The organism is Achromobacter sp. DH1f (genome assembly GCF_000633435.1).
GTDB classification, from domain to species: domain Bacteria; phylum Pseudomonadota; class Gammaproteobacteria; order Burkholderiales; family Burkholderiaceae_B; genus Achromobacter; species Achromobacter deleyi.
Map to the genome: position 1 here is coordinate 154,107 of NZ_AYMF01000001.1, position 22,442 is coordinate 176,548.

Genomic DNA, 22,442 nt, shown 5'->3' on the forward strand with positions numbered 1-22,442 from the left:
GAGATGAGTCTGAGGCGCTCCTGCCCGGCTTCGCACGCGATGGGTGTCAGACAGCCCGGCAAGTCCAATCTACTGCTGCCCCTATGCTCGAGCAATAGGGAAAACCCCAGTGAAATTAGGGGGTTACAACATTTTTTTCAGTGTGGCCCCGAGGCGGGCGACTCGCGCGGCGAGTTCGTCAAGGCCGTCGCGCCGCATTTGTCCGCCTCGGCATCCGCGAATTGTTGGCCCCTGCGGCCAAGCCGACACTGAGACCCTCATTCACAGCGAGCAGAGGTTGAAAATGTTGGCATTTCGCAGGCGTCAGACAGGGCAGGGCATGACCGAATACATCGTGGTCGTGGCCCTGGTGGCGGTGGCGGCTATCGCCGTGTACCAGTACTTCGGACAGGTCGTGCGGTCGCAGACCGCGGCAATGGCGCGCGAGCTGGCCGGCGAAGACGGCACCAAGCAGTCGGGCGATGCACAGAAGGCCGCGCAAAAGGCCGCCGCGCAGACCAAGGCGCGGTCGCTCAAGTCCTTTACCGGCAACGCCGCGGCCGACAAGTGAACGCCAGGCTCGAGCGCGTTGCGCCATTCGCCTCGCAGCAAGGCCAGGTATTGGTGCTGGGCTTGCTGCTGGCGGCTGCGGTATCGGTGTCGCTGGTCATGCTCTACAACCTGGGGCGCACGGTGGAATCGCGCTCGAGCCTGACCCACGCCGCGGACGCGGCAGCTTACAGCGGTGCGCTGGAACAGGCGCGCCAGCTGAATTTCCTGGCCTACGTCAATCGTACCCAGATCGCCCACCAGGTGGCGATGGCGCACCTGGTCACCCTGGGGGCGGGGGCGCAGTACCTGCGCACGCTGGCGGACCAGCGCACCCGCAACAACCCGCCCATGGCGCTGATATCCATGCTGTTCGGCCCCGATGCCGGGCTGGCCTACGCGATGGCTCGGGGTCAGCCTGGGGCAGAGGCCGATCTGGCGCGCGCCTATGCCGAGCACGACCGCATCGTGCACCGGGTGCTGGATGCCGGCGCGGCCGTGGCGGTGAAGCATCTGCCGGCATCGCGTGACCGGCTCATGCGCGCCGTGCTGCGCGACAACTACGCCGATGCGGCCGGCAGCTTTGGCCTGTCTTCGTCGGCGCGAGCTGAGCCCGTCATCCGGCTGCTGAGCGACGGCTGGCCGGGATTCGTTGCGCGCCACGCCGCCACGCGTCAGGGTGGCTTGCGTCCGGCGGTGGAGCAGGCAGCAGGACGCTTCGGCTTCCTGGATCGCCGCAACGAGACGCGCCGCAACCTCTGGCCGGTCAGCATGTATTGCCCGATCTTGCGCCATGAACTGCGGCGGCGTGGATCGACCTGGCTGGGGCCGGACGGCCGGTGGGGGGCGCTGGACACGCAGTCGTTTCATGCCTTGCGGTCCAACCGGTGGGTCGGGTGTTATTACCGTGAATACGCCATGGGCTGGGGCACGGCTCAAGGCCAGAAATCCAGGCCCCCGCCCGATCTTGATTACGTGGAATCGCCACCCGAGGATTTTTCCGCGCAGGATTTCTGGCGCTGGGTGGAACTGTCCACGAACTGGAACATCTTCGATGGCGCAACCAATCCCATGGCCAATTCCTATGCCATGGCGCAGGTGCAGCGCTGGCCCGGACTGGGGCTGCCCGGGTATCGCGAAGTCGCATTCACGCGTCGCGAGGCGCCCTTGCGCTTTGCCGTGGCGGTCAGCCTTGCAGGGCGTGCGTTGCCCACCACTGACGCCGCCAGTACGGTCGCTGCGCCTGTCGGCCGGTTTCGTCATGCCGCTTTGGGCGGGGGCGGAACGCTGACGGTCACCAGTGCCGCCGAAACCTATTTCGCGCGTCCGCAGGCCCGGGGCGACGGGCGTGGCGAATGGGCCACGCTGTTCCGTCCGTACTGGCAGGCAAGGCTGTCAGCCGTCACCCCGGCCGAGGCCCTGGCGGCCAAGGGGGCGCCATGATGCCCGCCTATCTTCGTCAGCGCGGCCAGGCTCTGGTCGAGGCGCTGCTCATGTTGCCGTTGCTGACGATGGCCTTCCTGGCCGTGGCGTGGGTGGGCAAGTTGCAGTTCGCCGCCCAGGAAATGGCGCAGGCCAGCCGCCGGGCAGTGATGGCATCGGCGGCCGGGGCGCCCCTGGCACGCCCGAATGGGCCCGGGGGGCAGGCGGGCCGCTCGCAATCGATGCCGGGCGTCGCAGCGTCCGGCAACGCCGGGCTGCAAGCGGAATGGTTCGGGGCAGACCTGCAACTGTTGGCCATCACGGCGCGGACGGCATTGCCCGGTTCGGCGCGCTGGGATGCCGCGCGTATCGCGCGCCGCACCAGTGTCGCCGCGGGGGCGGGATACGCGCATGGCGATGACGATGCGCAGCGTCGCATCGGGGCCGCCCCGACGGCCTGGAGGCGGGCGGCTGATCGTTCGTTGCCCTTGGCTCGCAGCATCGGGGGCAAGGTGGGACGCGTGGATGCGCCCTGGGGGCGGCCTGCGATCACCACGGATTGGCTGTCGTCCTGGGCGGATCTGGTTCCCGCCGATCGCCTGGGCAAGCGCGGCAGGATGACGCCATGAGCACGCCTTCCCTGACGCGATGCGGTTGGCGTGGCGGCCCAATGGCGGGGGGCTGCACCCGTCGTTCATGGCGTGTGTGGATCGCCGCTGCCTGGCTGGCCTGGCCTGCCGGGTCTGGCGTGGCCGCGGGCGCCGTACCGCAGGCAACGGGGCTACACGTGGCTTCCGGCGTGGCGTCCTTGTCGGCGCTGCGCTTTCCGCCGGGTTCGCGAGTCGAGCCATTGGCCGACCGCATGTGGCTGAGCGGTGCACCCGTTCAGGTGGTCGTATTTGATGCGCCGGTCAATGCGCCTGAATTGATTCGCGAGCTGTCACGCCAGCAGCCGGCGCTGGGCGATCTTCAGGTGCTGCCGGGGCAGGCCATCTTGTCCGGCCAGGTCGGCGATGCCTGGTGGGTGGCGCAGATGGAAAGTCCCGAAGCCGGACGCTGTGTCGGCAGCATTTCCGCGATTCATGCGCAACCGTTGCCCGCCTCGGTCCCGCCGGCCTGGTTGCCGGCCAACGCCCGTCTCAGATTGGATTTCACCGTATTGGAAGGGGGCATGAAGGTGTCTGAACATATTTGGCAGCATCCTCTGCCACCCGCACGCCTGGCGTTGCTGTTGCAGCAGGGGCTGCTACGAGATGGATGGCGTCGTGTTGAAAGCGAGCCGGCCGGCGCTGGGCGGCAGTCGTGGCGGCGTCAGGGGGGCCAATTGCAATGGTTGCTGGTGCCGTTGGATGCAGGCAGCGGCTTGTGGGTCAGGCGGTGGACGCCATGAACGGCTTCTTCACGCAAGGTCTGCGGCGCTTGCGCAAGGCCGCCGTGTATCTGCTGGCGCTGGCGGCGGGCCTGTTGTCCGCCTGGGCCGTGCGCGAGCACGTGCAGCAACGCGTGCTGGCGCTTGAAGCCGAGGCGCGCACGCCGCAGGTCAGCCGGTTGGTGGCGGCCTACGATCTGCCCGCCGGCACGACGCTGGACGAATCGCATCTGGCGATACGAGACATCCCGGCGCAATGGGCGCCCGCCGCCAGCGTCGAGCCATCGGACATCGACGGCGTGCTGGGCGCCCAGCTGACTGCCGACCTGGCCCAGGGCGAACCGGTGCTCAAGGCCTATCTGGCTTTCACCCTGCCTGTGCCAGCGCTGGCCTCGCGGCTCAAACCCGGACAGCGTGCGCTGATGGTTGCCGCGGGCGACCTGGGCGGTCTGTCGGACATGCTGAGGGCAGGAGACGCCATCGACATCTACGTGTCCTTCTCGTATCGCGATCGCGAGGTGACGGTGCCGCTGTTGCAAGGCATGCGGGTGCTGACGGCGGTGGACACGGCTGGGGGGGATGGGGCGGCCCATGTCACGCTGGCCGCCAGTCCGGACGAAGCCATGCGATACATCGCGGCCAGGCAGGCCGGAACGCTGACGGCGATGCTGCGCAGCCGCGACGACGACGCGGCCGTCAGTGCGGCGCCGCAAAGCGACCTGGCTTCGTTGATCGGCCTGAACCGTGAACCTCGCCGCAAGCCGGGCGTGGTCATCTTGTACGGCGACCAGCTGGGCGCGCAGAGCAGCGTGCAGGGCGCTGGCGCAGCCCGTTTCGAATCGGAGCATCCATGATCATTCGATACGTGACGGCAGTGTCCGCGCTGTGCCTGGGACTGGTCTGTGCACCGGCCTGGCCTGCCGACGAGGCGCTGGAAATGCAGGTCGGTGATACCCGCGTGCTGTCACAGCCGGGCGTGACGCGCGTCGCCATCGGCAATGGCCAGGTGCTCAGCGCCGTCGCGACCGAAGGCCGCGAGGTTGTCGTCTTTGCGCGTGCCGAGGGCGTGTCTTCGGTGCATCTTTGGGCGGCGGGGCAAGTCAAGGCCTACGACGTGCGGGTGGTGCCGGCGGGGGCGCCGCGCTTGCGGGCCGAGGTCGAATCCCTGCTGGCGCGCATTCCGGGAACTCGCAGCACCTTGGTGGGCGGCCGCATCGTCATCGAAGGCGACGATCTGTCCGATGATGACCGCGCCCGCATTGCCGCCTTGGCGGATCGTTATCCGGATGTGCTGGATTTCACCGGGCAGGTCGGTTGGGACAGCATGGTGTTGCTGGACGTGCAGGTGGTCGAGATTCCCAGTTCCAGGCTGCGCGAGTTTGGCGTGCGCTGGGACGGCATGACGCAGGGGGGCGTGAATGCCGGCCTGGCTTGGGATGGCGGGTCGCGCGGCAGGATGAGCCGCCCTGGAGAACAGGTGATCGAGACCCCGGCGCCGGTGTCGTCGGCGGCGGGCTATTTCGGCGTCAATGCGCTGCTGTCGGCGCGCATTGCCGCCCTGGCCCAGAACGGCGAGGCCGTCATGCTGGCGCAGCCCCAGTTGCTGGCGCGCAGCGGCGCCAGCGCGACCTTCCTGGCCGGGGGCGAGGTGCCTTATACGTCCACTGATTCGCGCGGCAATCCCACGACGCTGTTCAAGCCCTATGGTGTGTCCCTGCGGATCACGCCGCGCATCGATCGCAACGGTGTCATCCGTTCGTTGATCGAGGTCGAGGCAAGTTCCGTCGATATGGCGCTGACGTCGCCCAGCGGGCCGGCATTGCGCACCCGCCGCGCATCCACCGAGTTCAACGTGCGGTCGGGTGACACGCTGGTCATCGGCGGCTTCCTGTCGCGCGAGCGTTCCGACGAGCACACCGGTCTGCCCGGACTGAAAGACATCCCGATTCTCGGCGCGCTGTTTTCATCGCGCCGCTATCAACTGCGCGAAACCGAACTGGCCATTTTCGTCACGCCCAAGATCGTCTCGCGCCACGAACCCGCCATGGCGGACCGGGTGCGGCGTGGCCGTGAAGTGGTGGATGCCGCGTTTCCCGAATCCCCGCGGCTGGGGACGGCGGTTCCGACGGCGGGGGGATGGGACCCCTATGCGGGGGCCGGTTCGCAGTGGGCCGATGGCAGCCGCGGTGTGACCGCGATCAACCAGGAATAGCGCCATGCTTGAAATCGAAATGACCTATGAAGACGCGGCGACGCGCAAGATCACCGTGGCCGCCCCGATTCTGATCGGCCGGGGCACGCAGTGCGGGCTGCGCATCGCCAACTGGCGGGTCGGGCGCCAACACGCGCGGCTGCTGCACGAGGCGTCGATGATCGTCCTCGAGGATCTGGGTACGCTGGGCGGCACGCTCGTCAATGGCCAGCGGGTGGTGCGCCATTCGCCTGTCATGCCTGACGACGAGATTCTGATCGGGCCATGCCGCCTGCGTGTGGCGTGGGCGCAGCCGGGTGGGGCGGAGGGCGAGCCGGCCGATGCCGCCACATTGGCGCAGCCTGTCACGGCGCTGGTTCCGGATGCAGGCATGCCTGCGCCCTTGGTCGTGGCGGCGCTGCCGTCCCTGCAGCAACGCCGACGATTGCATGCGGCGTTGTTGGGCGCGCTGGATTTGCGTCGGCGCGATGTCGCCGGCATGAGCGATGCGATGCTGCGCGCCGAGGCCGAGCGGCTGTTGACGCAGATCGTGGCCGACGACGTCGATTTGCCGCCCGGTGCTGATCGCGTCGCGCTTTGTCGCGATGTGCTGGACGAGGCCGTGGGGCTGGGGCCGCTCGAACCCTTGCTGGCGGCGCCGGGCGTGACCGAGATCATGGTCAACCGGTACGACGAGATCTACATCGAACGCGAAGGCCGGCTCTGGCGGCACGCAGGCGCCTTTACCAGCGAGCAGTCCGTGCGCTGGGTCATTGAACGCATCGTGACGCCGCTGGGGCGCCGCATCGACGAAAGTTCGCCGATGGTGGATGCCCGCTTGCCGGACGGTTCGCGGGTGCACGCCATCATTCCGCCGGTCGCGCTGAAAGGCGCCAGCCTGACCATCCGCAAGTTTCCGCAGCGCCGGCCCGGCATGCCCGACCTGCTGGCGGCAGGCTCGTTGAGCGAGGCCATGGCGCGGTTTCTGGCGCTGTGCGTGCGCATGCGCAAGAACGTGGTGGTCTCCGGCGGGACGGGCTCGGGCAAGACCACGCTTCTGAACATCCTGTCCAACGAGATCCCGGACGGCGAACGCGTGGTCACCATCGAAGATGCTGCCGAGCTGCGGCTGAACCACGAACACCTGGTGGCGCTGGAGGCGCGGCCGGCCAACCAGGAAGGACGGGGCCGCATCGACATCCGCGAACTGGTGCGCAATGCCCTGCGCATGCGTCCCGACCGTATCGTGGTGGGCGAATGCCGTGGCGCCGAGGCCTTTGACATGTTGACCGCCATGAATACGGGGCACGAGGGGTCATTGACCACGTTGCATGCCAATTCCACACGCGATGCGCTTGCCCGCCTGGAATCGATGATTCTGATGGCCGGGATGGATCTGCCCTTGGCGGTGGTGCGCGAACACATCGCGGCCAGCATCGACATCATCGTGCAGCAGGCGCGCCTGGCGGACGGACGTCGCGTGGTGACCTCGGTGGCCGAAGTGACCGGCATGGAAAGCGGCCGCATCCAGTTGCAGGAGCTGTTCCGGCACGAGCGGTCGGGCGGCTTCGTCGGGTGTGGGGCGGTGCCCAGCTTCGCACAGGAATGGCGGGACGCCGCCGCGGGACTGGACCCCGCCTGGTTCTGCGGTGTGGGCGAGATGGGCAATTCGGGCACTGCGGCGCCCGGCTATCCGGCGGGCCTGGCATGATCTGGCTGGCCGCAGGCGGGGCAATGGTGTGCGTCATGGTGCTGGCCTGGTGGGCACAGGGCTGGTTCGCACCGGCGCTGCGGCGGTACCGCGCGATCTACACGCAGGAAGCCGGCGTCAAGCTGGGTGAGCTGTTCCTGTTCATCGATCCGGCGCAGCTGTGGGTGGGGGCGATGGTCGGCGCGACCCTGGCGGCGTTGCTGGCGTTCGCCGCGACCGCCAGCGGCCTCATTGCCGCCGTGGTCGGCCTGGCCGCGCTGCGCGTGCCGCGCATGCTGGTGGACGGCCTGCGGCGCCGGCGTGCCAGCCGGTTCGAGCAGCAGTTGCCGATGGCGCTGCTGATGCTGGCGTCGGCGCTGCGGGCGGGCGTGGCGTTGACGACCGGCTTGCGCCATATGGTGGATCAGGGCGCTGCGCCGCTGGCCCAGGAATTCGGCCTGATGCTGCGCGAGCAACGGCTGGGCGTGCCGTGGGACCAGGCGCTCGAGAACCTGAATGTGCGCATGGCGGCCGATTCCACCGCGCTGGTCGTGGCCGCGATGCGCATCGCCGCACAGACGGGCGGCAACCTGGCCGAAGCGCTGGAAAGCATCGCCCAGACGGTGCGCGCCAGGCTGCAACTGCAGGCCAAGTTGCGGGCCTTGACGTCGCAAGGGCGCATGCAGGCCTGGATCGTGGGCGCCTTGCCCTTGTTGCTGCTGGCGGTGCTGGACCGGATGGAGCCGGAGATCATGGGGCTGTTGTGGCGTACCCCGCTGGGGTGGGCGGTGCTGGCCATCGTGGCGGTGCTGGAAACCGCGGGCGTGCTATTGATCCGGCGCATCGTCCGGATTGATTTCTGAGAGGCGCGCCATGTGGCTGTATCTGGGAATGGTATTGGCGGCGTTGGGCGCGGCCTGGTGGGCCTGGATTGTGCTTCGCCCCTTGTTGCTGGACGAACCGGCGGTGGCCAGCGCCATGCCATGGTGGTGGCGCATGGCCTGGCCCTGGATCAGCGCGGTGGCGCCCTTGGCGGCACCGCTGTGTTCCTGGCGGTGGCGGCGCCGCCTGGACCGGGCCATCGAGCGGGCCGCCTTGCCCGCGGAGATTCGCTACGAACATATGGCCGCCTTTGGGGTGACCGCTGCGCTGGCGGGGGCAGGGGCGGCGGCCGCATTGGCGTGGGCCTTGACGGACGGCGGCCTGCTGGCCTGGGCGCCGTGGGCCGGGGGCGCCGCAGCGGTGGCCGGCAGTGTGCCTGGCCTGTGGTTGAGGGGGCTGGGTGCGAAGCGGCGCCGCAGTGTCGAGCGCGACCTGCCGTTCGTTTTCGACATGATGACGCTTTGCGTCGAGGCCGGCCTGAGCATGCATGGCGCCTTGCAGCTGGCCGCGGCCAATGGGCCCAAGGGGCCGCTTCGCGATGCGCTGGCTGGGGCGTTGGCCGACATGCGCGCGGGCGTTTCCCGCACGGCCGCCATCCAGGCGTTGGCGGATCGTTGCGACAGCCCGCTGGCGCGCAATTGGGCCGCGGCGCTGGCCCAGGCGGACGCCCTGGGTATCAGCCTGGGGCCGGTGCTGCGGGCCCAGGCGGCGCAAAGCCGCAATGATCGTCAGGTGCGCGCCGAACAACTGGCGATGCAGGCGCCCGTGAAGATGCTGCTGCCGCTGATTGCCTGCATCTTCCCGTGCACGTTCATCGTGCTGGCATTTCCCATCGCCATTGAACTGCTGCAGGGGACGCAGTGACCGGCCGCACGCCTTTGCCGCGCACGCGGCTGCGCCTCTTGCGGGTGTCGGGCTGGATGGGCAGGATGCGCGGCCTGTTGGGACGTCGCCCGCCGGGGCCGCGGTCGGGCATTTTGCTGGCGCCTTGCTGGGCGGTGCACACCTTCGGCATGCGCCACGCCATTGACGTGGCCTTCGTGTCGCGCGAGGGGCGGGTGATGAAGGTCTGCAGGGCGCTGGCGCCCCGCAGGCTGGCGTCATGCCTGGGCGCTGTGGCCGTTGTCGAGGTTCGGGCTGGCGTTATTGATGCCGAACACGGCGGTGTACGACGGATAGAAGCTGCAATAGAACACGCCGGCCGCCGCGATCGTGAACGGAATCTGCAGCGTGCTGGCAAGCTGCGGTGACAATCCGATGTAGACGAGCAGGCCCGAGCAAAGATCGAGGAACAGGGCGATCAGCACCCAGGTGGCGGCGTACACCAGGAAGGCCCATTTGTTGCGCCAGCAGGCAATGCCGGAGAAGAACAGGGCCTGCATCAGGCGCAGTCCATGCCAGGCCACCAGCACGGGCGCATACCAGAACAGCGCCGCGATGATCACGTACAGCACCGTGAAGATGATGAGCGGCGTGCGCAACGCCTGCAAGATGGGTTCCATGCTGTTTTCGATGGACGCGATGCGCATGCCTTCGGCGAAGGCGGCCGAGAAGGGCAGGAAGGTGGCCAGGCCGGCGATCAGGCTGACGGCGGCGTACAGCAGGCCCATCAGAAACAGTTTCCTGAAGACGCCAGGCTGTTTCAGGGGCTTGGCCCACATCGAGGGCAGCATCACGCGGTCTGCCTCGACGTGCTTGCAGGCCGCCAGGCTCATCAGCGTGACGGACGGCATCAGGGCAATGAACAGGATGGGGCCGACGATCTGTGCGGCAAAAGCGAAGATGACCAGGAGACTGTTGGCCAGCGCCCAGGTGTACATGGCCAGGGGTTGCTTGCGGAACAGACGGAAGCCGTCTCGGACCCATTGCCAGCCGGAGGACGCGGGTAGGAATGCTGCTTGCATGGCTCTCTTGGGGAGTGATCTCTCAATAAGGGACGTGCTACCCCCATTATGGGGGGCGTAACGGTTACGGCAATACTGGCAGGCCCGCGCGGTGGCGCGCCTGCAACACTCTTTCGAAATGGCGGGGGTCGTGCGGCTTGAGCGTCTGGGCCGGCCGCGGCAGGAAATAGTCGTACAGGCGGGACAACCAGAAACGCAGGGCCGCCGCGCGCAGCATCAGCGGCCAGGCCTGGCGTTCGGCGTCGGTGAACGGCCGGACCTGGGCGTAGGCGGCCAGCCAGGCCTGGACCAGCTCGGGGATGAATTCGCCGGTATCGCGTTCGATGCACCAGTCGTTGACGCTGACGGCCACATCGAACAGCCAGGTGTCGCAGCCGGCGAAATAGAAATCGATGATGCCGCCCATGAGCGGATCTTCGAACGTGCCGGCGAACAGCACGTTGTCGCGGAACAGGTCGCAGTGAGCCGGGCCCGCGGGCAGCGTCTGCCATGCCGGGGTGGCGGCGGCGGCTTGCTGGTCGGCCAGTTCGGTCTGCAGCAGTTGGGCCTGGCCGGCTTCCAGGAAGGGCATGACCTTGGGGGCGGTCTCGACCCACCAGGACAGGCCGCGCAGGTTGGGCTGCTGGATCGGGAAGTCCTGCCCGGCCAGGTGGGCGCGGGCCAGGGTAGCGCCGATCAGGGCGCAATGCGCGGCGCCGGGCGCGGGCTCGTAGCCGCCGGGCAGGCGCGAAACGATCGCGCAGGGTTTGCCGTGCAGGGTGGTCAGGCGGGTGCCGTCGCGCAGCGTCTGCGGCTGCGGCACGGGGATGCCGCGGCTGGCCAGGTGGTACATCAGCTCGATGTAGAACGGCAATTGCGCCTGCGTCAGCACTTCGAACAGCGTCAGCACGTACTCGCCGCGGCTGGTGTACAGGAAATAATTGGTGTTTTCGATGCCCGCCGTGATCCCTCGCAGCGAGACGAACTCGCCCAGGTCGAAATGCGCCAACAGGGCGCGCGCGTCGTCGTCGGATACGGGGGTGAATACGGCCATTGATGTACGGAAAGAGGGGGAGTTAACGGGCGGGCGGACATGGCTGTACGCGGCGGCGGCGCAATTTTAGACCACATGGCGGGCAGGGGTTCACTGCCCGCGCAATCCGCTTGCCGGACACAAACCGGCCAAGCACCGTAAAATACCGCATCCCCTTGTTTTACTGAGCGATTCTTGGACTCCCCCGACTGGCGGCTGTGCGTCGCCCCGATGATTGACGTGACCGACCGGCATTGCCGCTATTTCCACCGGCTGCTGGCCCCGCGTGCACGTCTGTACACCGAAATGATCACGACCGGCGCGCTGCTGTATGGCAATGTCGCCCGCCACCTGGACTTCGACGAGGCCGAACACCCGGTTGCCCTGCAACTGGGCGGTAGCGAGCCGGACGCATTGGCGCAGTCGGCCAAGCTGGGGCGCCAGTGGGGCTACGACGAAATCAACCTGAATTGCGGCTGTCCGTCGGAACGCGTGCAAAAAGGGGCTTTCGGCGCCTGCCTGATGGCCGAACCGGACCTGGTCGCCGATTGCATCAAGGCCATGCAGGACGCCGTGGATATCCCTGTCACCGTCAAGCACCGGTTGGGGCTGGACTACGACGAGTCCTATTCCTTCGTACGCGATTTCGTCGGCAAGATCTACGACGCTGGCTGCCGGGTGTTCGTGGCCCATGCCCGCAATGCGGTGCTCAAGGGGCTGTCGCCCAAGGACAACCGAGAAATTCCGCCGCTGCGCTATGACGTGGTGCGCCAGCTCAAGCAGGACTTCCCGGATTGCGTGTTCGTGCTGAACGGCGGGCTGGCCGATGCCGACCAGTCCGTGGCCGCCGCCGCCGATTTCGACGGCGTCATGCTGGGTCGCGCCGCCTGGCACACGCCGCGCGTGCTGTCCGAAGTGTCGTTGCAGCTGTGGCCTTCGGTGCGGCTGCCCAGCGATGCGCAGGTGGTCGACGCCATGATGGAATATGCCGCGCGCCAGGTGGCGCAGGGCGTGCCGCTGCGCGTCATGACGCGGCCCATGCTGGGCCTGGTGAATGGCCAATCGGGCGCGCGCCGCTGGCGCCGCATGCTGTCGGACCCGGCCTTGTTGGCCGCGAACAATCCGGCGCTGATCTATGACGCCTGGCGCAGCCAACGGCACGCGCCGGACATGCGCGGCGCCGCGTTGACGGCGGCGCCGGCGGGTATCTGATCCGGATATCCAAGCCAGATACTCAACCCAGGCATCCAGGCAAAAAATAACGGCCCCTGAGCAGGGGCCGTCTCTGTCCGCGGTAAGTGTCCGCGGGCCGGACTCAGGACTTGGCCGGTTCGGCGCTTTCGGCGGGCCAGTCGCGGATGTAGGCCTTGAGCATGTTGTTTTCGAACTGCTGGGCCGCCACGATGGCCTGGGCCATGTCGTAGAACGAAATCACGCCCATCAGGGTCGGGCCGTCCATGACCGGAATGTAGCGCGCATGCTTTTCGAGCATCAGGCGCTGCACTTCGTCGGCGCTGGTGTTGGGCGACACGCTGACCGGCGCGTCGTCCATGATGGACCGGATGGTGGTTTCGCCTGCGCCGCCATGCGCGTGCATGTGGCGGATGATCTCGCGGAACGTCAGCATGCCCGTCAGGGTGCCGAATTCCATGATGACGAGCGAGCCGATATCCTGCTCGCTCATGGTTTGCACGGCCTGGGACACGGGCATGTCCGGCGATGCCGTGTAAAGCGTGTCTCCTTTGACGCGCAGAATCTCGCTGACCTTCAACATCGGTTTCTCCTGGGCGCCGCGCGCCCTGATGCTATTTGCTATTTCTTGTTCGCTTCCAGCTGCAAGACCGGGGCGATGCCATTTGCGGTATTTTGCGCCTCTCCGCAAAGTTCTTCCAGCGTCGGCGTGTTTTGCTGGGAAATCACGGCCGAGGCGACCTTGAGGATTTCGGCGTCGTCGCGGACCCGCGGCTGGCTGCGGTCCAGCAGGAAACGGTCCACGACCGGCGCCAGGGACGTCTCGCGGGCGTCGCAGGTCAGCACCCAGAGGTCGTCCGGGCTGCGGGTGATCAGGCCCATGTCGCTGAGCCGTTCCAGGACCTCGTTCAGTTCGTCCTGGTGCAGTTTCAGGCCGGAAGCCAGCCGGTTGGCGGGCAGGCCGGGCGGGCTTTCGGACTGGGCCCGGCGCAATACGCGCAGCACGTCCAGGGCGTCCACGAACGGCGCGCCGGGGTAACGGTTGAATTCCCAGCGGCCCAGCCGGATGAGGGGGGCGCTGGCGGCCAGGGTGGCCCCCAGCAGCACGGCCAGCCACGACAGGTAGATCCACAGCAGGAAGATCGGCAGCGTGGCGAATGCGCCGTAGATGACGGTATAGGTCGGGAAGCGGGTCAGATAGTAGGCGAACGCCGATTTCATGACTTCCAGCGCCACGGCGGTGACGCAGCCGCCCACCAAGGCGTCTCGCCACAGCACGTCGCGGTTCGGCACCACCACGAACAGCGCCGCGAACCCCAGGCCGGTGAGCACCAGCGGGATGAACGAGACGGCGACGCTGACGATCTCGGGCACGTCGCGCACCAGCCCCAGCGATTCCCGGGCCACGAACGAGGTGGCCCACAGGCTGGCGCCGGCCACCACGGGCCCCAGCGTGATGACGGCCCAGTACACCAGGGCGCGCTGCGGCAGCGGCCGCTGCCGGGTAACGTGCCAGATGTCGTTGAAGGCCTTGTCGATGGTCATGATGAGCAGCAGCGACGTGACCAGCAGGAAGCCGCCGCCGATCGCGGTCAGGCGCGAGGCCTGGCGGGCGAACTGGTTCAGGTATTCCATGATGTTGTCCGACACGGACGGCGGCATCAGGCTGTTGGTCAGGAAGTCTTCGAGGGCGACCCGGAATTCCTGGAAGACGGGAAAGGCGGTGAACAGCGACAGCACCACGGCCAGCATCGGCACGATGGCCAGCACCGTGGTGAAGGTGAGGCTGGAGGCGACCTGCAGCAGCTTTTCTTCGTCGGCGCGCTGGGCGGTGAACAGGAAGGCGCGGCCCACGCGGGCACCCCACGAAGCGCGTGGGGGCGGGGGCTCGGTGGCCGCCGGCGCGGCGGCGGCAGGCTCGGCGGGGCGGTTCATCAGGCGATAATAGCAGCATGAACCCTGAACTCAACCCCCGCTTGCGCCTGGCGGCATCGGTGTCGCTGTTCGCCTTGATCGTGTTGTGCGTGACCTGGGAAACGGTCGTGGCGCCGCTGCGCCCGGGCGGTTCCTGGATGCTGCTCAAGGCCTTGCCGCTGGTGTTGCCGCTGCGGGGCATCCTGCGCGGCAATCTCTATACGTACCAGTGGGCCTCGATGCTGTCGCTGCTGTACCTGATGGAAGGCGCGGTGCGGGCGATGTCGGACCCGTCGCGGCTGTCGGTCCTGATGGCCTGGGGCGAGATCGTGCTGTCCACCGTGTTTTTCCTTAGCGCCATTTTCTACGTGCGGCCGGCCAAGCGGGCCGCCAGGAGCCAACGCGCATGAGCGCCCATTCCTTGTCCGAATTGCAGGCCGTCAACTCGTTCGCGGCCTTGCCAGAGGCGTTCTACACGCGGCTGGCGCCGCAGCCGCTGAACCATCCCCGTTTGCTGCACGCCAACGCCGAGGCCGCCGCCCTGATCGGGCTGGACCCGTCGGTGCTGCAGACGCCGGAATTCCTGCGTGTCTTTTCCGGGGCCGATCCGCTGCCGGGCGGCGATACCCTGGCCGCGGTGTACAGCGGCCACCAGTTCGGCGTCTGGGCGGGCCAGTTGGGCGATGGCCGCGCCCACCTGCTGGGCGAGATCCAGGGGCCGTCGGGCGCTTGGGAATTGCAGCTTAAAGGGGCGGGCCTGACGCCGTATTCGCGCATGGGCGATGGCCGGGCGGTGCTGCGCTCGTCGGTGCGCGAGTACCTGGCCAGCGAGGCCATGCACGGCCTGGGCGTGCCGACCACGCGTGCATTGGCGCTGGTGACCTCGGACGACCCGGTGTGGCGCGAAACCGTGGAAACTGCGGCCATCGTCACCCGGATGTCGCCCAGCTTCGTGCGCTTTGGTTCCTTCGAACATTGGTCGTCGCGCCGCCAGCCGGACATGCTCAAGGCGCTGGCCGACTATGTGATCGACCGCTTCTATCCCGAATGCCGGGCCGCGCCGGCGGGCGAGCCGCAGGATGCCGCCGCACCCTTCATGGGCCTGCTGCGCGAAGTGACCCGCCGCACGGCGGTATTGATGGCGGATTGGCAGGCGGTGGGCTTTTGCCATGGGGTCATGAACACCGACAACATGTCGATCCTGGGGCTGACACTGGACTACGGCCCCTATGGCTTCATGGACGGCTTCCGCCTGGGGCACGTTTGCAACCATTCCGATTCCGAAGGCCGTTATTCCTGGAACCGCCAGCCGTCGGTAGCCCTGTGGAACCTGTATCGCCTGGGCGGCAGCCTGCACACGCTGGTGCAGGACGTCGACGGCCTGCGCGCCGTGCTGGACGAGTATGAAGGCGTGTTCACGCGCGCCTTCCATGACCGCATGGGCGCCAAGCTGGGCTTGGCGGCGTGGCGTCCGGCAGACGAACCGCTGCTGGACGACCTGCTCAAGCTGATGGACGCCAACCAGGCGGACTTCACCCTGACCTGGCGCCGTCTGGCCGATGCGGTGTCGGGCCGCCGCGCGCCGTTCGAAGACTTGTTCATCGACCGGCCCGCCGCCGCGGCCTGGCTGGATCGGCTGTTGGCGCGCCACGCGCAGGATGGCCGGCCGGCTGGCGAAGTCGCGCAGGCCATGAACCGGGTCAACCCGCTATATGTATTGCGCAATCATCTGGCCGAAGAGGCGATCCGTGCTGCGAAGACGGGGGACGCCGGCGAGATCGATACGCTGATGAAACTGTTGCGTGCGCCGTTCACGGAACAGGCTGGCTACGAAAAATATGCCAGCCTGCCACCGGATTGGGCCAATGGCATTGAAGTCAGTTGTTCGTCTTGATGTTCGTTTTGAGCGATTCTTGACGACAAAACGTCTTTTTAGAGGTGGATACCGTAGAAAATTGGCGCATTGAGACGAAAAATCGCGGTTTTTTTCTCTGCAATCATTCGTTTCCATTGTAAAAGTCGTAAGATTGTCGCCTGCGGGACACTCAGGACGGTACGCCCGTCCTTGGGGCATTTGTCGACAATTTTCAATATAAAGCACTCTAAATATGCCTGGCGCAGATGGTTTGCTGTGTATCGGCCTGCTTGAGGATGATGCGGACTTCCGGGAGGAGTTGGCGTTGGGCCTGGGCGGGTACGGTTTCCGAGTGGCGTTTGCCTGTGACAACGCCGCGGCCTTTTACCGTCGCCTGCAGGAGCAGCCCTGCGATATCGTGATTCTTGATGCGCATCTTCCTGGCGAAGACGGCTTCTCGGTGGCTACGCGCCTGCGCGCGCTGAGCCCCGTCGGCATCGTGATGCTGACGGGCCGCAGCGCGCTCGAAGACCGGGTGCGCGGCCTGGAAGGCGGCGCTGACGTCTACATGACCAAGCCGGTGGACCTGCTGGAACTCAGTTCGGTCATCCGCAGCCTGGCGCGTCGCATGCGTCTGGCCAAAGTGCCGCGTCCGGCCGACGCCGAGACGCGCGCATCGGCCGATACCGCCTGGTCGCTGCAGGATGGCGGCTGGATCCTGGTGGCGCCGGATGGCGCGTCGTTGCACCTGAGCGCCCAGGAACGCACGTTCCTGATGGCCCTGATGGATGCGGCGGGGTCGGCGGTCAGCCGTCAGGCGCTGGCGGAATTGTTCCTGCCGGACAGCCCCGGCGGCTTCGAATTGCGCCGTATCGACGTGCTGGTGAGCCGCCTGCGCGCCAAGGCGCAAAGCGCGGGCCTGAAGTTGCCCGTGCTGTCCGTGCGCGGCCAGGGCTACGTGTTCGCGGCCTGATCCATGTCGGCCGCTGCCGGCGGCCGGGCGGGCAGGGTGATGACAAAGCGCGTGCCCACGCCGACCTGGCTTTGCATGGTCAGCGAGCCGCCCTGGGTCTGGCAGATGCGCCGGGCCAGGTACAGGCCAATCCCCATTCCCTGTGTTTCGCGGTGCGCCGATCGGCGGAAATGCGGCTCGAAGATGCGCGCCTGTTCGTCCTGGCCGATGCCGGGGCCGCTGTCGGTGACCGCCATCCAGGCCATGAGTACGCCGTTTTCCAGGGTGCGACCAGTGTCGATGCGGATGGGTTCGCTGGCCGGCGAATACTTGATGGCGTTGTGGATGAGGTTGCGCACGACGACGCTGGTGAGCGGACGATCGCAATAGACGGGCAGGGTGTCGGCGTCGGTCTGCAGCAACAGGGCGTGCGCCGTGTCCGGCTGCATGGCGGCCACCACGTCGCTCACCAGTTCCGACATGTCGGTCAGTTCACCGCGCGGCGTCCAGGCCTCGCCGCCCAGGCGGTCCTGATTCAGCAACTGTTCCATCAATTCGGTCATGCGGGTGACGGACCGGTGGATGCGGGCCAGGCGGTTGTCGACCGCTTCGCCGCTGCCGGACAGAATCATGTCCAGCGACTGGGCCGCCGCGCTGATGGTGGCCAGCGGCGCGCGCAGTTCGTGCGAGATCAGGGCGTTCATCTGGCGCTGGGTGTCGAGGGCGCCGGCCATTTCCACCAGCCGCAATTCGCCTTCGATCTGATGGTCGACCCCGGCGGGATCGGTGCGGGCCGGGTCCTGGCGCGGCTGGTGTTCCAGGCTGGCCAGCAACAGGGCGGCCAGCACCAGCAGCAGTCGGGCCAGTTCGGGCGCGAGCGCCCCGCCGACGGTGGGGGACCAGGCGTCCTGCGCCAGCACCCAGGCCGATAGCGCGTAGGCAGCGCCCAGCGCGAGCGCAGAGGCCCGGTGCGGGCCGCGCCTGGCTGCGGCCGCCAGGAACCACGCGGCCAGCGCCGCGCTGGCCGCCGCGCAGACGGCGGCGATCAGGCCGGGCAGCGGGCCGCCATCGGCGTCATAGACGAAGATCAGCGCCAGCGCTGCCAGGCCCGTCAGCCCGATGCAGGCCCAACGGCAGGCGGCGGCCAACCGGGCGGCGGCAGGGCTGCCGGCCATGAGCGGGACGGTCAAGGCCAGCAGTGCGGCGAACGAGCCGGCCTGCAAGGCGCCGGCGGGAAACAATTGGGGCTGCACGCGCAGCACGCCTTCCACCACCACGAATGCCAGCGCGGCGCCATAGCGGGCGGTGCGCGTGTAGGCCCAGGCGGCGGCAAATGCCGCCGCACATGCCAGCGCGACGCCGGCAACGAGGCCGGCGTGCAGGTCGGGGTAGGGGTTGGCGGGGCTGGCGGCCAGCAACGGGCCGGGCCAGGACAGGGCCGCCATCAGCCAGGCCGGCCAGCTTGATCGCACCGGGCGCTGAAGGCGGGCGCGGCTAGCGCGGCGATGGCGCACGCGCCAGAGGGTGCGAAGAAACAATCCTTCCGTCAACTAGGAACCCATTGTTGGTCAGGCGCGAGGTCGTGTGCGCGGGCGAAGTTTACGACAGCGCCGCGAATCGCGCGGATGCCGATTTTCTCGAGGATGTCGCGGGTGGCGGCATCGGGCACGTCTTCGGCGTACACGGCCATGTTCAGGGAAACGGCCGTGGCCACGACGGTGGCCGCCAGGTGCTGGCTGCCGGGGCTGTGCAGGATGCCGGTGATGAACCCGCCGCACAGCTTGACGTATGACAGGGGGCATTCATGCAGGTGTTCCATGGCGCCGAACTGCTGTGACAGGCGCGACAGGCCAACCCGGCCGCCGGCCTGGGTGACGATATGGCAGAGCTGGCGCATTTCGGCGCCGTGTTCCACCAGCGCGGCGGCATCCACTTCGACGATCAGCCGCGCCGTGAGGGCGGGGCGATCGGCCAGCATGCGTTCCAGCCGGGACAGGAACGCCGCCTGGGCCAGCGAGGCGCGCGACAGATGCACCGTGAGCGCATCCGTGTGGGTGTACAGCCAGTCCAGGCCCAGGCGGATGGCCTGGATGTCGCATTCGGCCGACAAGCCCAGGCGCACGGCGGGCGGCATGAAGATCGAAGCCGGCACCGGGTCCGCATCCGCGGCGTCGTGCAGGGTCAGGCTGGCTTCGTGGTGCAGCAGGTCGCCCGAGACGTCCGCCAGGGGCTGCACCGACAGCGAAAACCGGTGCTGCTCCAGGGCGGTGGACAGGGCATCGTGCCAGCTGTATTCGCCGATGCGGGTGCTGTCGGCGGCCTGGCTGGCCGGGGCGATCTGGTCGTCATCGCCGCTTTCCGCGCACATCAGGGCGTGGTCCAACCGCGCCAGCGTGTCGCTCATGTTGTCGCCGGGGGCATAGGCGGCCATCGCCAACGCCCAGCGGCACCAGCCGCGCTTGTCCATCGGTACGCGCAGCGAGCGCAGTTCCCGGCGGACGCGCTCGGCCAGTAGGCCGGCCTGGGGGGCCGAGGTGCGGGGCATCAACAGCGCGAAGTCCGAGCCGCCGATGCGGGCCAGCACGGCGGTCGGGCCGCCCGAGCCGTCCACCAGCTTGCGCAGGCGGTCGGAGGCCGATCGCAGCCATTGGTCGGTGAAGGCGCGCGACAGGTGGCGGTTGATCTGCGCCAGGTCACGTTGGCGAAACAGCAGCACGTGGCCGCCCGCGTCGGGCGCCTGGTCGGCCAGCGCCAGCCGGAAATGGTCGATGAAGTACTTGCGGTTGGGCAGGCGGGTGACGGCATCGCGCGAGATCTCGCTTTGCAGCGATTCAATACGCGCGTTCTGTTCCTGCACCGTGGCGGCCACTTTGCGCTGGGCATCGACCAGGGCCTGGTCCACGCCGGCCAGTTCGCAGGCGTGGCCGGGGGTGGGGTCGCCGCCCGGGGCCAGCGCCCGAACCCGTTCGCAGATGTCGCGCGAGGTGCGTGCTTCGATCCAGCGCAGCAGGTTGACGGCAAACAGCGTCCAGAAGACGCCGGCGGCCAGCACCAGGCCGATCACACGCACGCCGCCTTGCCAGAGCGTGTCGCGGGCCAGCCGGGAATCGGCCTGGACAGTGACGCTGCCCAGGGGGCGGCCGTCTGCCGAAACAATGGGTCGGGTGGCGGCGGGGGCGGTCATCGTCAGCCAGCTGTCGCGCCAGTCGCGCGCCTGGGCAGGCGCGTCGGCGGGCGGGTTGCGGCGCTCCACGACTGTGTCCCCATTGGCTGCGGCAATGCGCACCAACGAATACAGGCCGGCCCCGAAGAGGTCATCGGCCAGCCGAGTCTTGTCCTGCGTGCCACCGGCATCGTGCGACAGGGCCCAGGCCAGGGCGCTGGCGCCGGCCTGACCCTGTTGGGCCAGCTGCGTGTTCAGGTAACGATGGGCGGCCAGCATCCCCAGCGCCTGTGCACCGAGCAAAATGAAGGCAATCAGGAGGGCGGTGCAGAGGATCAGCCGGCGTAATGTGGACATGTAATAAAGGTTCCCTTCGTGGCCCGCACCGTTGCCGGTGCCGTGCAATGCCGGCCTGCCAGTAAAAGGGGGAACGTCAGGCAGCGAAAGTGCCCGATCGGGAAAAATGCTGGATAGGAAACGTGACACACGTTACTAATACCTCAGTGTCGTCGCGTACGCTGTAATTCCGCATGTCACAGAACATACAGAATATTACGAAATCACCTGCGATATCAGACAACCTGTGCAATTATTTCGTTCGTGATAATTGCCCGGATGATAACTATTGAGACAGGCCGTATTAATTTTCCGGCTCTGGCTGTCGTAGTAAGGGCACGGCATGGCGCAAGGGACCGGCCAGCGACTGCTATCCAAGGACCGTCATGACCCCACGCGAGCAATCAGATCAGTGCAGGAATCGAAGGAAAAGGAGCGCGTTGCTCCTGAAGTGTGGCGTTTTTTTGCGAAAATAATGCATAATTTAAAAAATGTTACAGCCCTTGGGTTTCTTTCCGGACCACAACGCCAAGGGTTTCTAGATAGGGGGCTCCGTGCGTGAGAGTTACCTGCTCGCACTGTGCCTGACGCTCGCGGGCGCACTTGCAGCGATAAGTTTGTTTTTCGTCCGCAGGGAACGCGTCCTGCGCGGTCGACTGACGCGTGACGAATTGACCGGCGTGCTGAGCCAGCGAGAGCTGCATCGGCGCGCCCGTGCCTGGCTGAACCAGGCCGACAAGCAGTCCGGCCGGGGCGCCTTCGGGCCGGGCGGCGCCGCGCAGGCGGACCGCGAGCCCCAGGACATCGCGCGCACCCGCACGGGCGCGCGCGGCATTGGTGCGTTCTTCCTGGTCAGTTTTGACCAGTACGCCGAGATCAGCGCGATGCTGCGGGCGGGCGAAGACCAGACCCTGCTGGTGATGGTGGCCGACCGGCTAAGCCTGATCACGCGCGCGCTGGGCGGCATGGTGGCCCGCAGCGGCACCGATACGTTCACGGTGTGCATCCCCGAGGTCGACGAAGAAGGTGCGGCGCAGGTGTCGGCCAAGCTGCTCGAAGACCTGTCGGTGCCCTACGAGTTGGGCGGCCGGCCCCTGATCGCGGTGTTTCGCGTGGGGGCGGCGTTGTATCCGGACCACGGCCGCAGTGTGGAAGAATTGCAACGCTGCGTGCAGGTCGCGATGGTGCCGCTGAAAGAGCGGGGCGGTCCGGGCTGGAACATGTTCGACTTTCGCATGCTGGCCCGCCAGCGTGACCAGCAAGGCCTGGAAAATGACCTGCGGCTGGCACTGACCACCGCGTCCATGGATCAGTTCGAACTGTATTACCAGCCGGTCTGCGATAGCGGCACGGGCGTGGTGCAGGGCTGCGAGGCGCTGCTGCGCTGGCACCACCCGGAACTGGGCAGCGTGTCGCCCGCCGTGACGATCGAGCTGGCCGAGCGCAGTGGCCTGATCGTGCCGCTGGGCGCCTGGATACTTGAACGGGCCTGCTCGCAGGCCGCGCTGTGGCCGGCGGCCTGGCGGGTGCACGTGAACCTGTCGGTCAAGCAGATGAACGAGGACAGCCTGGTGCAGCTGGTGTCCGACGTGCTGGCCTCGACCCGCCTGGCGCCGCGCAAGCTGGTGCTGGAGATCACCGAGTCCATTTTCATCATGCACTACGACCGCCACGTGAAGATCCTGAACACGTTGCGCGCCAAGGGCATCGGCGTGGCGCTGGACGATTTCGGTTGCGGCTATTCCAGCCTGAACCACCTGCGCCACCTGCCGATCGACTGGGTCAAGATCGACCGCAGCTTCATTTCCGCGCTGGAATCCGATGCCGGCAGCCGCGAAGTGGTGTCCGCCCTGTTCGGGCTGTGCCAGGCCATGCACCTGCCGGTCGTGGCCGAAGGCGTCGAAACCGAGGGCCAGCGCGAAATCCTCAAGTCGCTGGGCTGCCGCGTGATGCAGGGGTTCCTGCTGGGCCGACCCGCGCCGGCCGCCGAGATTCAGGCTTTGGCCTCGGCGGTGTCATAATCGGGGTTGCTT

20 protein-coding genes and 1 pseudogene are annotated in these 22,442 nt (G+C 67.4%); 15 read left to right on the plus strand and 6 right to left on the minus strand.

The genetic code is table 11. From position 1 onward, the window contains the following. The first annotated feature begins 283 nt into the window (after positions 1–283). From U858_RS0100750 to U858_RS36465, 10 genes and pseudogenes are all read left to right on the plus strand, one after another. The gene (locus U858_RS0100750) at positions 284–550 is read left to right on the plus strand and encodes a hypothetical protein (RefSeq protein ID WP_042884052.1); all 267 of its coding nucleotides are present in this window, start codon (positions 284–286) and stop codon (positions 548–550) included. Continuing rightward, positions 547–1,971: a pilus assembly protein TadG-related protein gene (locus U858_RS0100755; RefSeq protein WP_025135283.1), complete on the plus strand. Its 1,425-nt coding sequence runs from the start codon at positions 547–549 to the stop codon at positions 1,969–1,971. Before U858_RS0100750 ends, U858_RS0100755 begins: the two co-directional genes overlap by 4 nt. Continuing rightward, the gene (locus U858_RS0100760; protein WP_232786461.1) at positions 1,971–2,579 is read left to right on the plus strand and encodes a TadE family protein; all 609 of its coding nucleotides are present in this window, start codon (positions 1,971–1,973) and stop codon (positions 2,577–2,579) included. Before U858_RS0100755 ends, U858_RS0100760 begins: the two co-directional genes overlap by 1 nt. Next, positions 2,576–3,340, plus strand: a complete 765-nt coding sequence (locus U858_RS0100765; RefSeq protein ID WP_232786462.1) for a hypothetical protein — start codon at positions 2,576–2,578, stop codon at positions 3,338–3,340. The genes U858_RS0100760 and U858_RS0100765 overlap by 4 nt, the downstream gene beginning before the upstream one ends. Next, positions 3,337–4,173, plus strand: a complete 837-nt coding sequence (cpaB, locus tag U858_RS0100770; protein ID WP_025135286.1) for a Flp pilus assembly protein CpaB — start codon at positions 3,337–3,339, stop codon at positions 4,171–4,173. The genes U858_RS0100765 and cpaB overlap by 4 nt, the downstream gene beginning before the upstream one ends. Continuing rightward, on the plus strand, positions 4,170–5,531 hold the full coding sequence (locus U858_RS0100775; RefSeq protein ID WP_025135287.1) for a type II and III secretion system protein family protein: 1,362 nt from the start codon (positions 4,170–4,172) through the stop codon (positions 5,529–5,531). Before cpaB ends, U858_RS0100775 begins: the two co-directional genes overlap by 4 nt. Positions 5,532–5,535: 4 nt before the next feature. After that, positions 5,536–7,221: an ATPase, T2SS/T4P/T4SS family gene (locus tag U858_RS0100780; RefSeq protein ID WP_025135288.1), complete on the plus strand. Its 1,686-nt coding sequence runs from the start codon at positions 5,536–5,538 to the stop codon at positions 7,219–7,221. Continuing rightward, entirely contained in the window at positions 7,218–8,063 is an 846-nt protein-coding gene (locus U858_RS0100785; RefSeq protein WP_025135289.1) for a type II secretion system F family protein, read from the plus strand. The genes U858_RS0100780 and U858_RS0100785 overlap by 4 nt, the downstream gene beginning before the upstream one ends. A gap of 10 nt (positions 8,064–8,073) precedes the next feature. Next, on the plus strand, positions 8,074–8,946 hold the full coding sequence (locus U858_RS0100790; RefSeq protein WP_025135290.1) for a type II secretion system F family protein: 873 nt from the start codon (positions 8,074–8,076) through the stop codon (positions 8,944–8,946). 65 nt (positions 8,947–9,011) lie between these two features. Further along, positions 9,012–9,176 (plus strand): annotated as a pseudogene (locus tag U858_RS36465) (DUF192 domain-containing protein); the annotation flags it as partial. 6 nt (positions 9,177–9,182) lie between these two features. On the opposite strand, the gene U858_RS36045 reads toward U858_RS36465, so the two are convergent. Both U858_RS36045 and U858_RS0100800 read right to left on the minus strand, forming a co-directional pair. Continuing rightward, a complete protein-coding gene (locus tag U858_RS36045) occupies positions 9,183–9,986 on the minus strand; it encodes a BPSS1780 family membrane protein (RefSeq protein ID WP_025135291.1) in 804 nt (267 codons plus the stop codon). Positions 9,987–10,050: 64 nt separating this feature from the next. Then, positions 10,051–11,019, minus strand: a complete 969-nt coding sequence (locus U858_RS0100800) for a homoserine kinase (RefSeq protein WP_025135292.1) — start codon at positions 11,017–11,019, stop codon at positions 10,051–10,053. 174 nt (positions 11,020–11,193) lie between these two features. Between U858_RS0100800 and dusA the strand changes: the two genes are divergently transcribed. Then, positions 11,194–12,210, plus strand: coding sequence for a tRNA dihydrouridine(20/20a) synthase DusA (gene dusA, locus U858_RS0100805; RefSeq protein WP_025135293.1), 1,017 nt, complete (start codon positions 11,194–11,196; stop codon positions 12,208–12,210). Between the two features lie 103 nt (positions 12,211–12,313). Here the strand turns inward: dusA and U858_RS0100810 are convergent, their stop codons facing one another. After that, positions 12,314–12,772: a CBS domain-containing protein gene (locus U858_RS0100810; protein WP_025135294.1), complete on the minus strand. Its 459-nt coding sequence runs from the start codon at positions 12,770–12,772 to the stop codon at positions 12,314–12,316. Positions 12,773–12,810: 38 nt separating this feature from the next. Further along, positions 12,811–14,124 (minus strand): YihY family inner membrane protein, encoded by a 1,314-nt coding sequence (locus U858_RS0100815; RefSeq protein ID WP_025135295.1) that lies wholly within the window; start codon positions 14,122–14,124, stop codon positions 12,811–12,813. Positions 14,125–14,141: 17 nt separating this feature from the next. Between U858_RS0100815 and U858_RS0100820 the strand changes: the two genes are divergently transcribed. From U858_RS0100820 to U858_RS0100830, 3 genes are all read left to right on the plus strand, one after another. Next, a complete protein-coding gene (locus U858_RS0100820) occupies positions 14,142–14,513 on the plus strand; it encodes a DUF2069 domain-containing protein (protein ID WP_025135296.1) in 372 nt (123 codons plus the stop codon). Further along, positions 14,510–15,997 (plus strand): YdiU family protein, encoded by a 1,488-nt coding sequence (locus U858_RS0100825; protein WP_025135297.1) that lies wholly within the window; start codon positions 14,510–14,512, stop codon positions 15,995–15,997. The genes U858_RS0100820 and U858_RS0100825 overlap by 4 nt, the downstream gene beginning before the upstream one ends. Positions 15,998–16,211: 214 nt before the next feature. Further along, on the plus strand, positions 16,212–16,931 hold the full coding sequence (locus U858_RS0100830; RefSeq protein WP_025135298.1) for a response regulator transcription factor: 720 nt from the start codon (positions 16,212–16,214) through the stop codon (positions 16,929–16,931). Here the strand turns inward: U858_RS0100830 and U858_RS0100835 are convergent. Next, positions 16,913–18,355 (minus strand): sensor histidine kinase KdpD, encoded by a 1,443-nt coding sequence (locus tag U858_RS0100835; protein WP_232786463.1) that lies wholly within the window; start codon positions 18,353–18,355, stop codon positions 16,913–16,915. The genes U858_RS0100830 and U858_RS0100835 overlap by 19 nt on opposite strands. Before the next feature lie 101 nt (positions 18,356–18,456). Then, the gene (locus U858_RS0100840; protein ID WP_025135300.1) at positions 18,457–20,430 is read right to left on the minus strand and encodes an EAL domain-containing protein; all 1,974 of its coding nucleotides are present in this window, start codon (positions 20,428–20,430) and stop codon (positions 18,457–18,459) included. 533 nt (positions 20,431–20,963) lie between these two features. On the opposite strand from U858_RS0100840, the gene U858_RS0100845 reads away from it, so the two are divergent. Beyond that, a complete protein-coding gene (locus tag U858_RS0100845; protein ID WP_025135301.1) occupies positions 20,964–22,430 on the plus strand; it encodes a bifunctional diguanylate cyclase/phosphodiesterase in 1,467 nt (488 codons plus the stop codon). Positions 22,431–22,442: the final 12 nt, after the last annotated feature.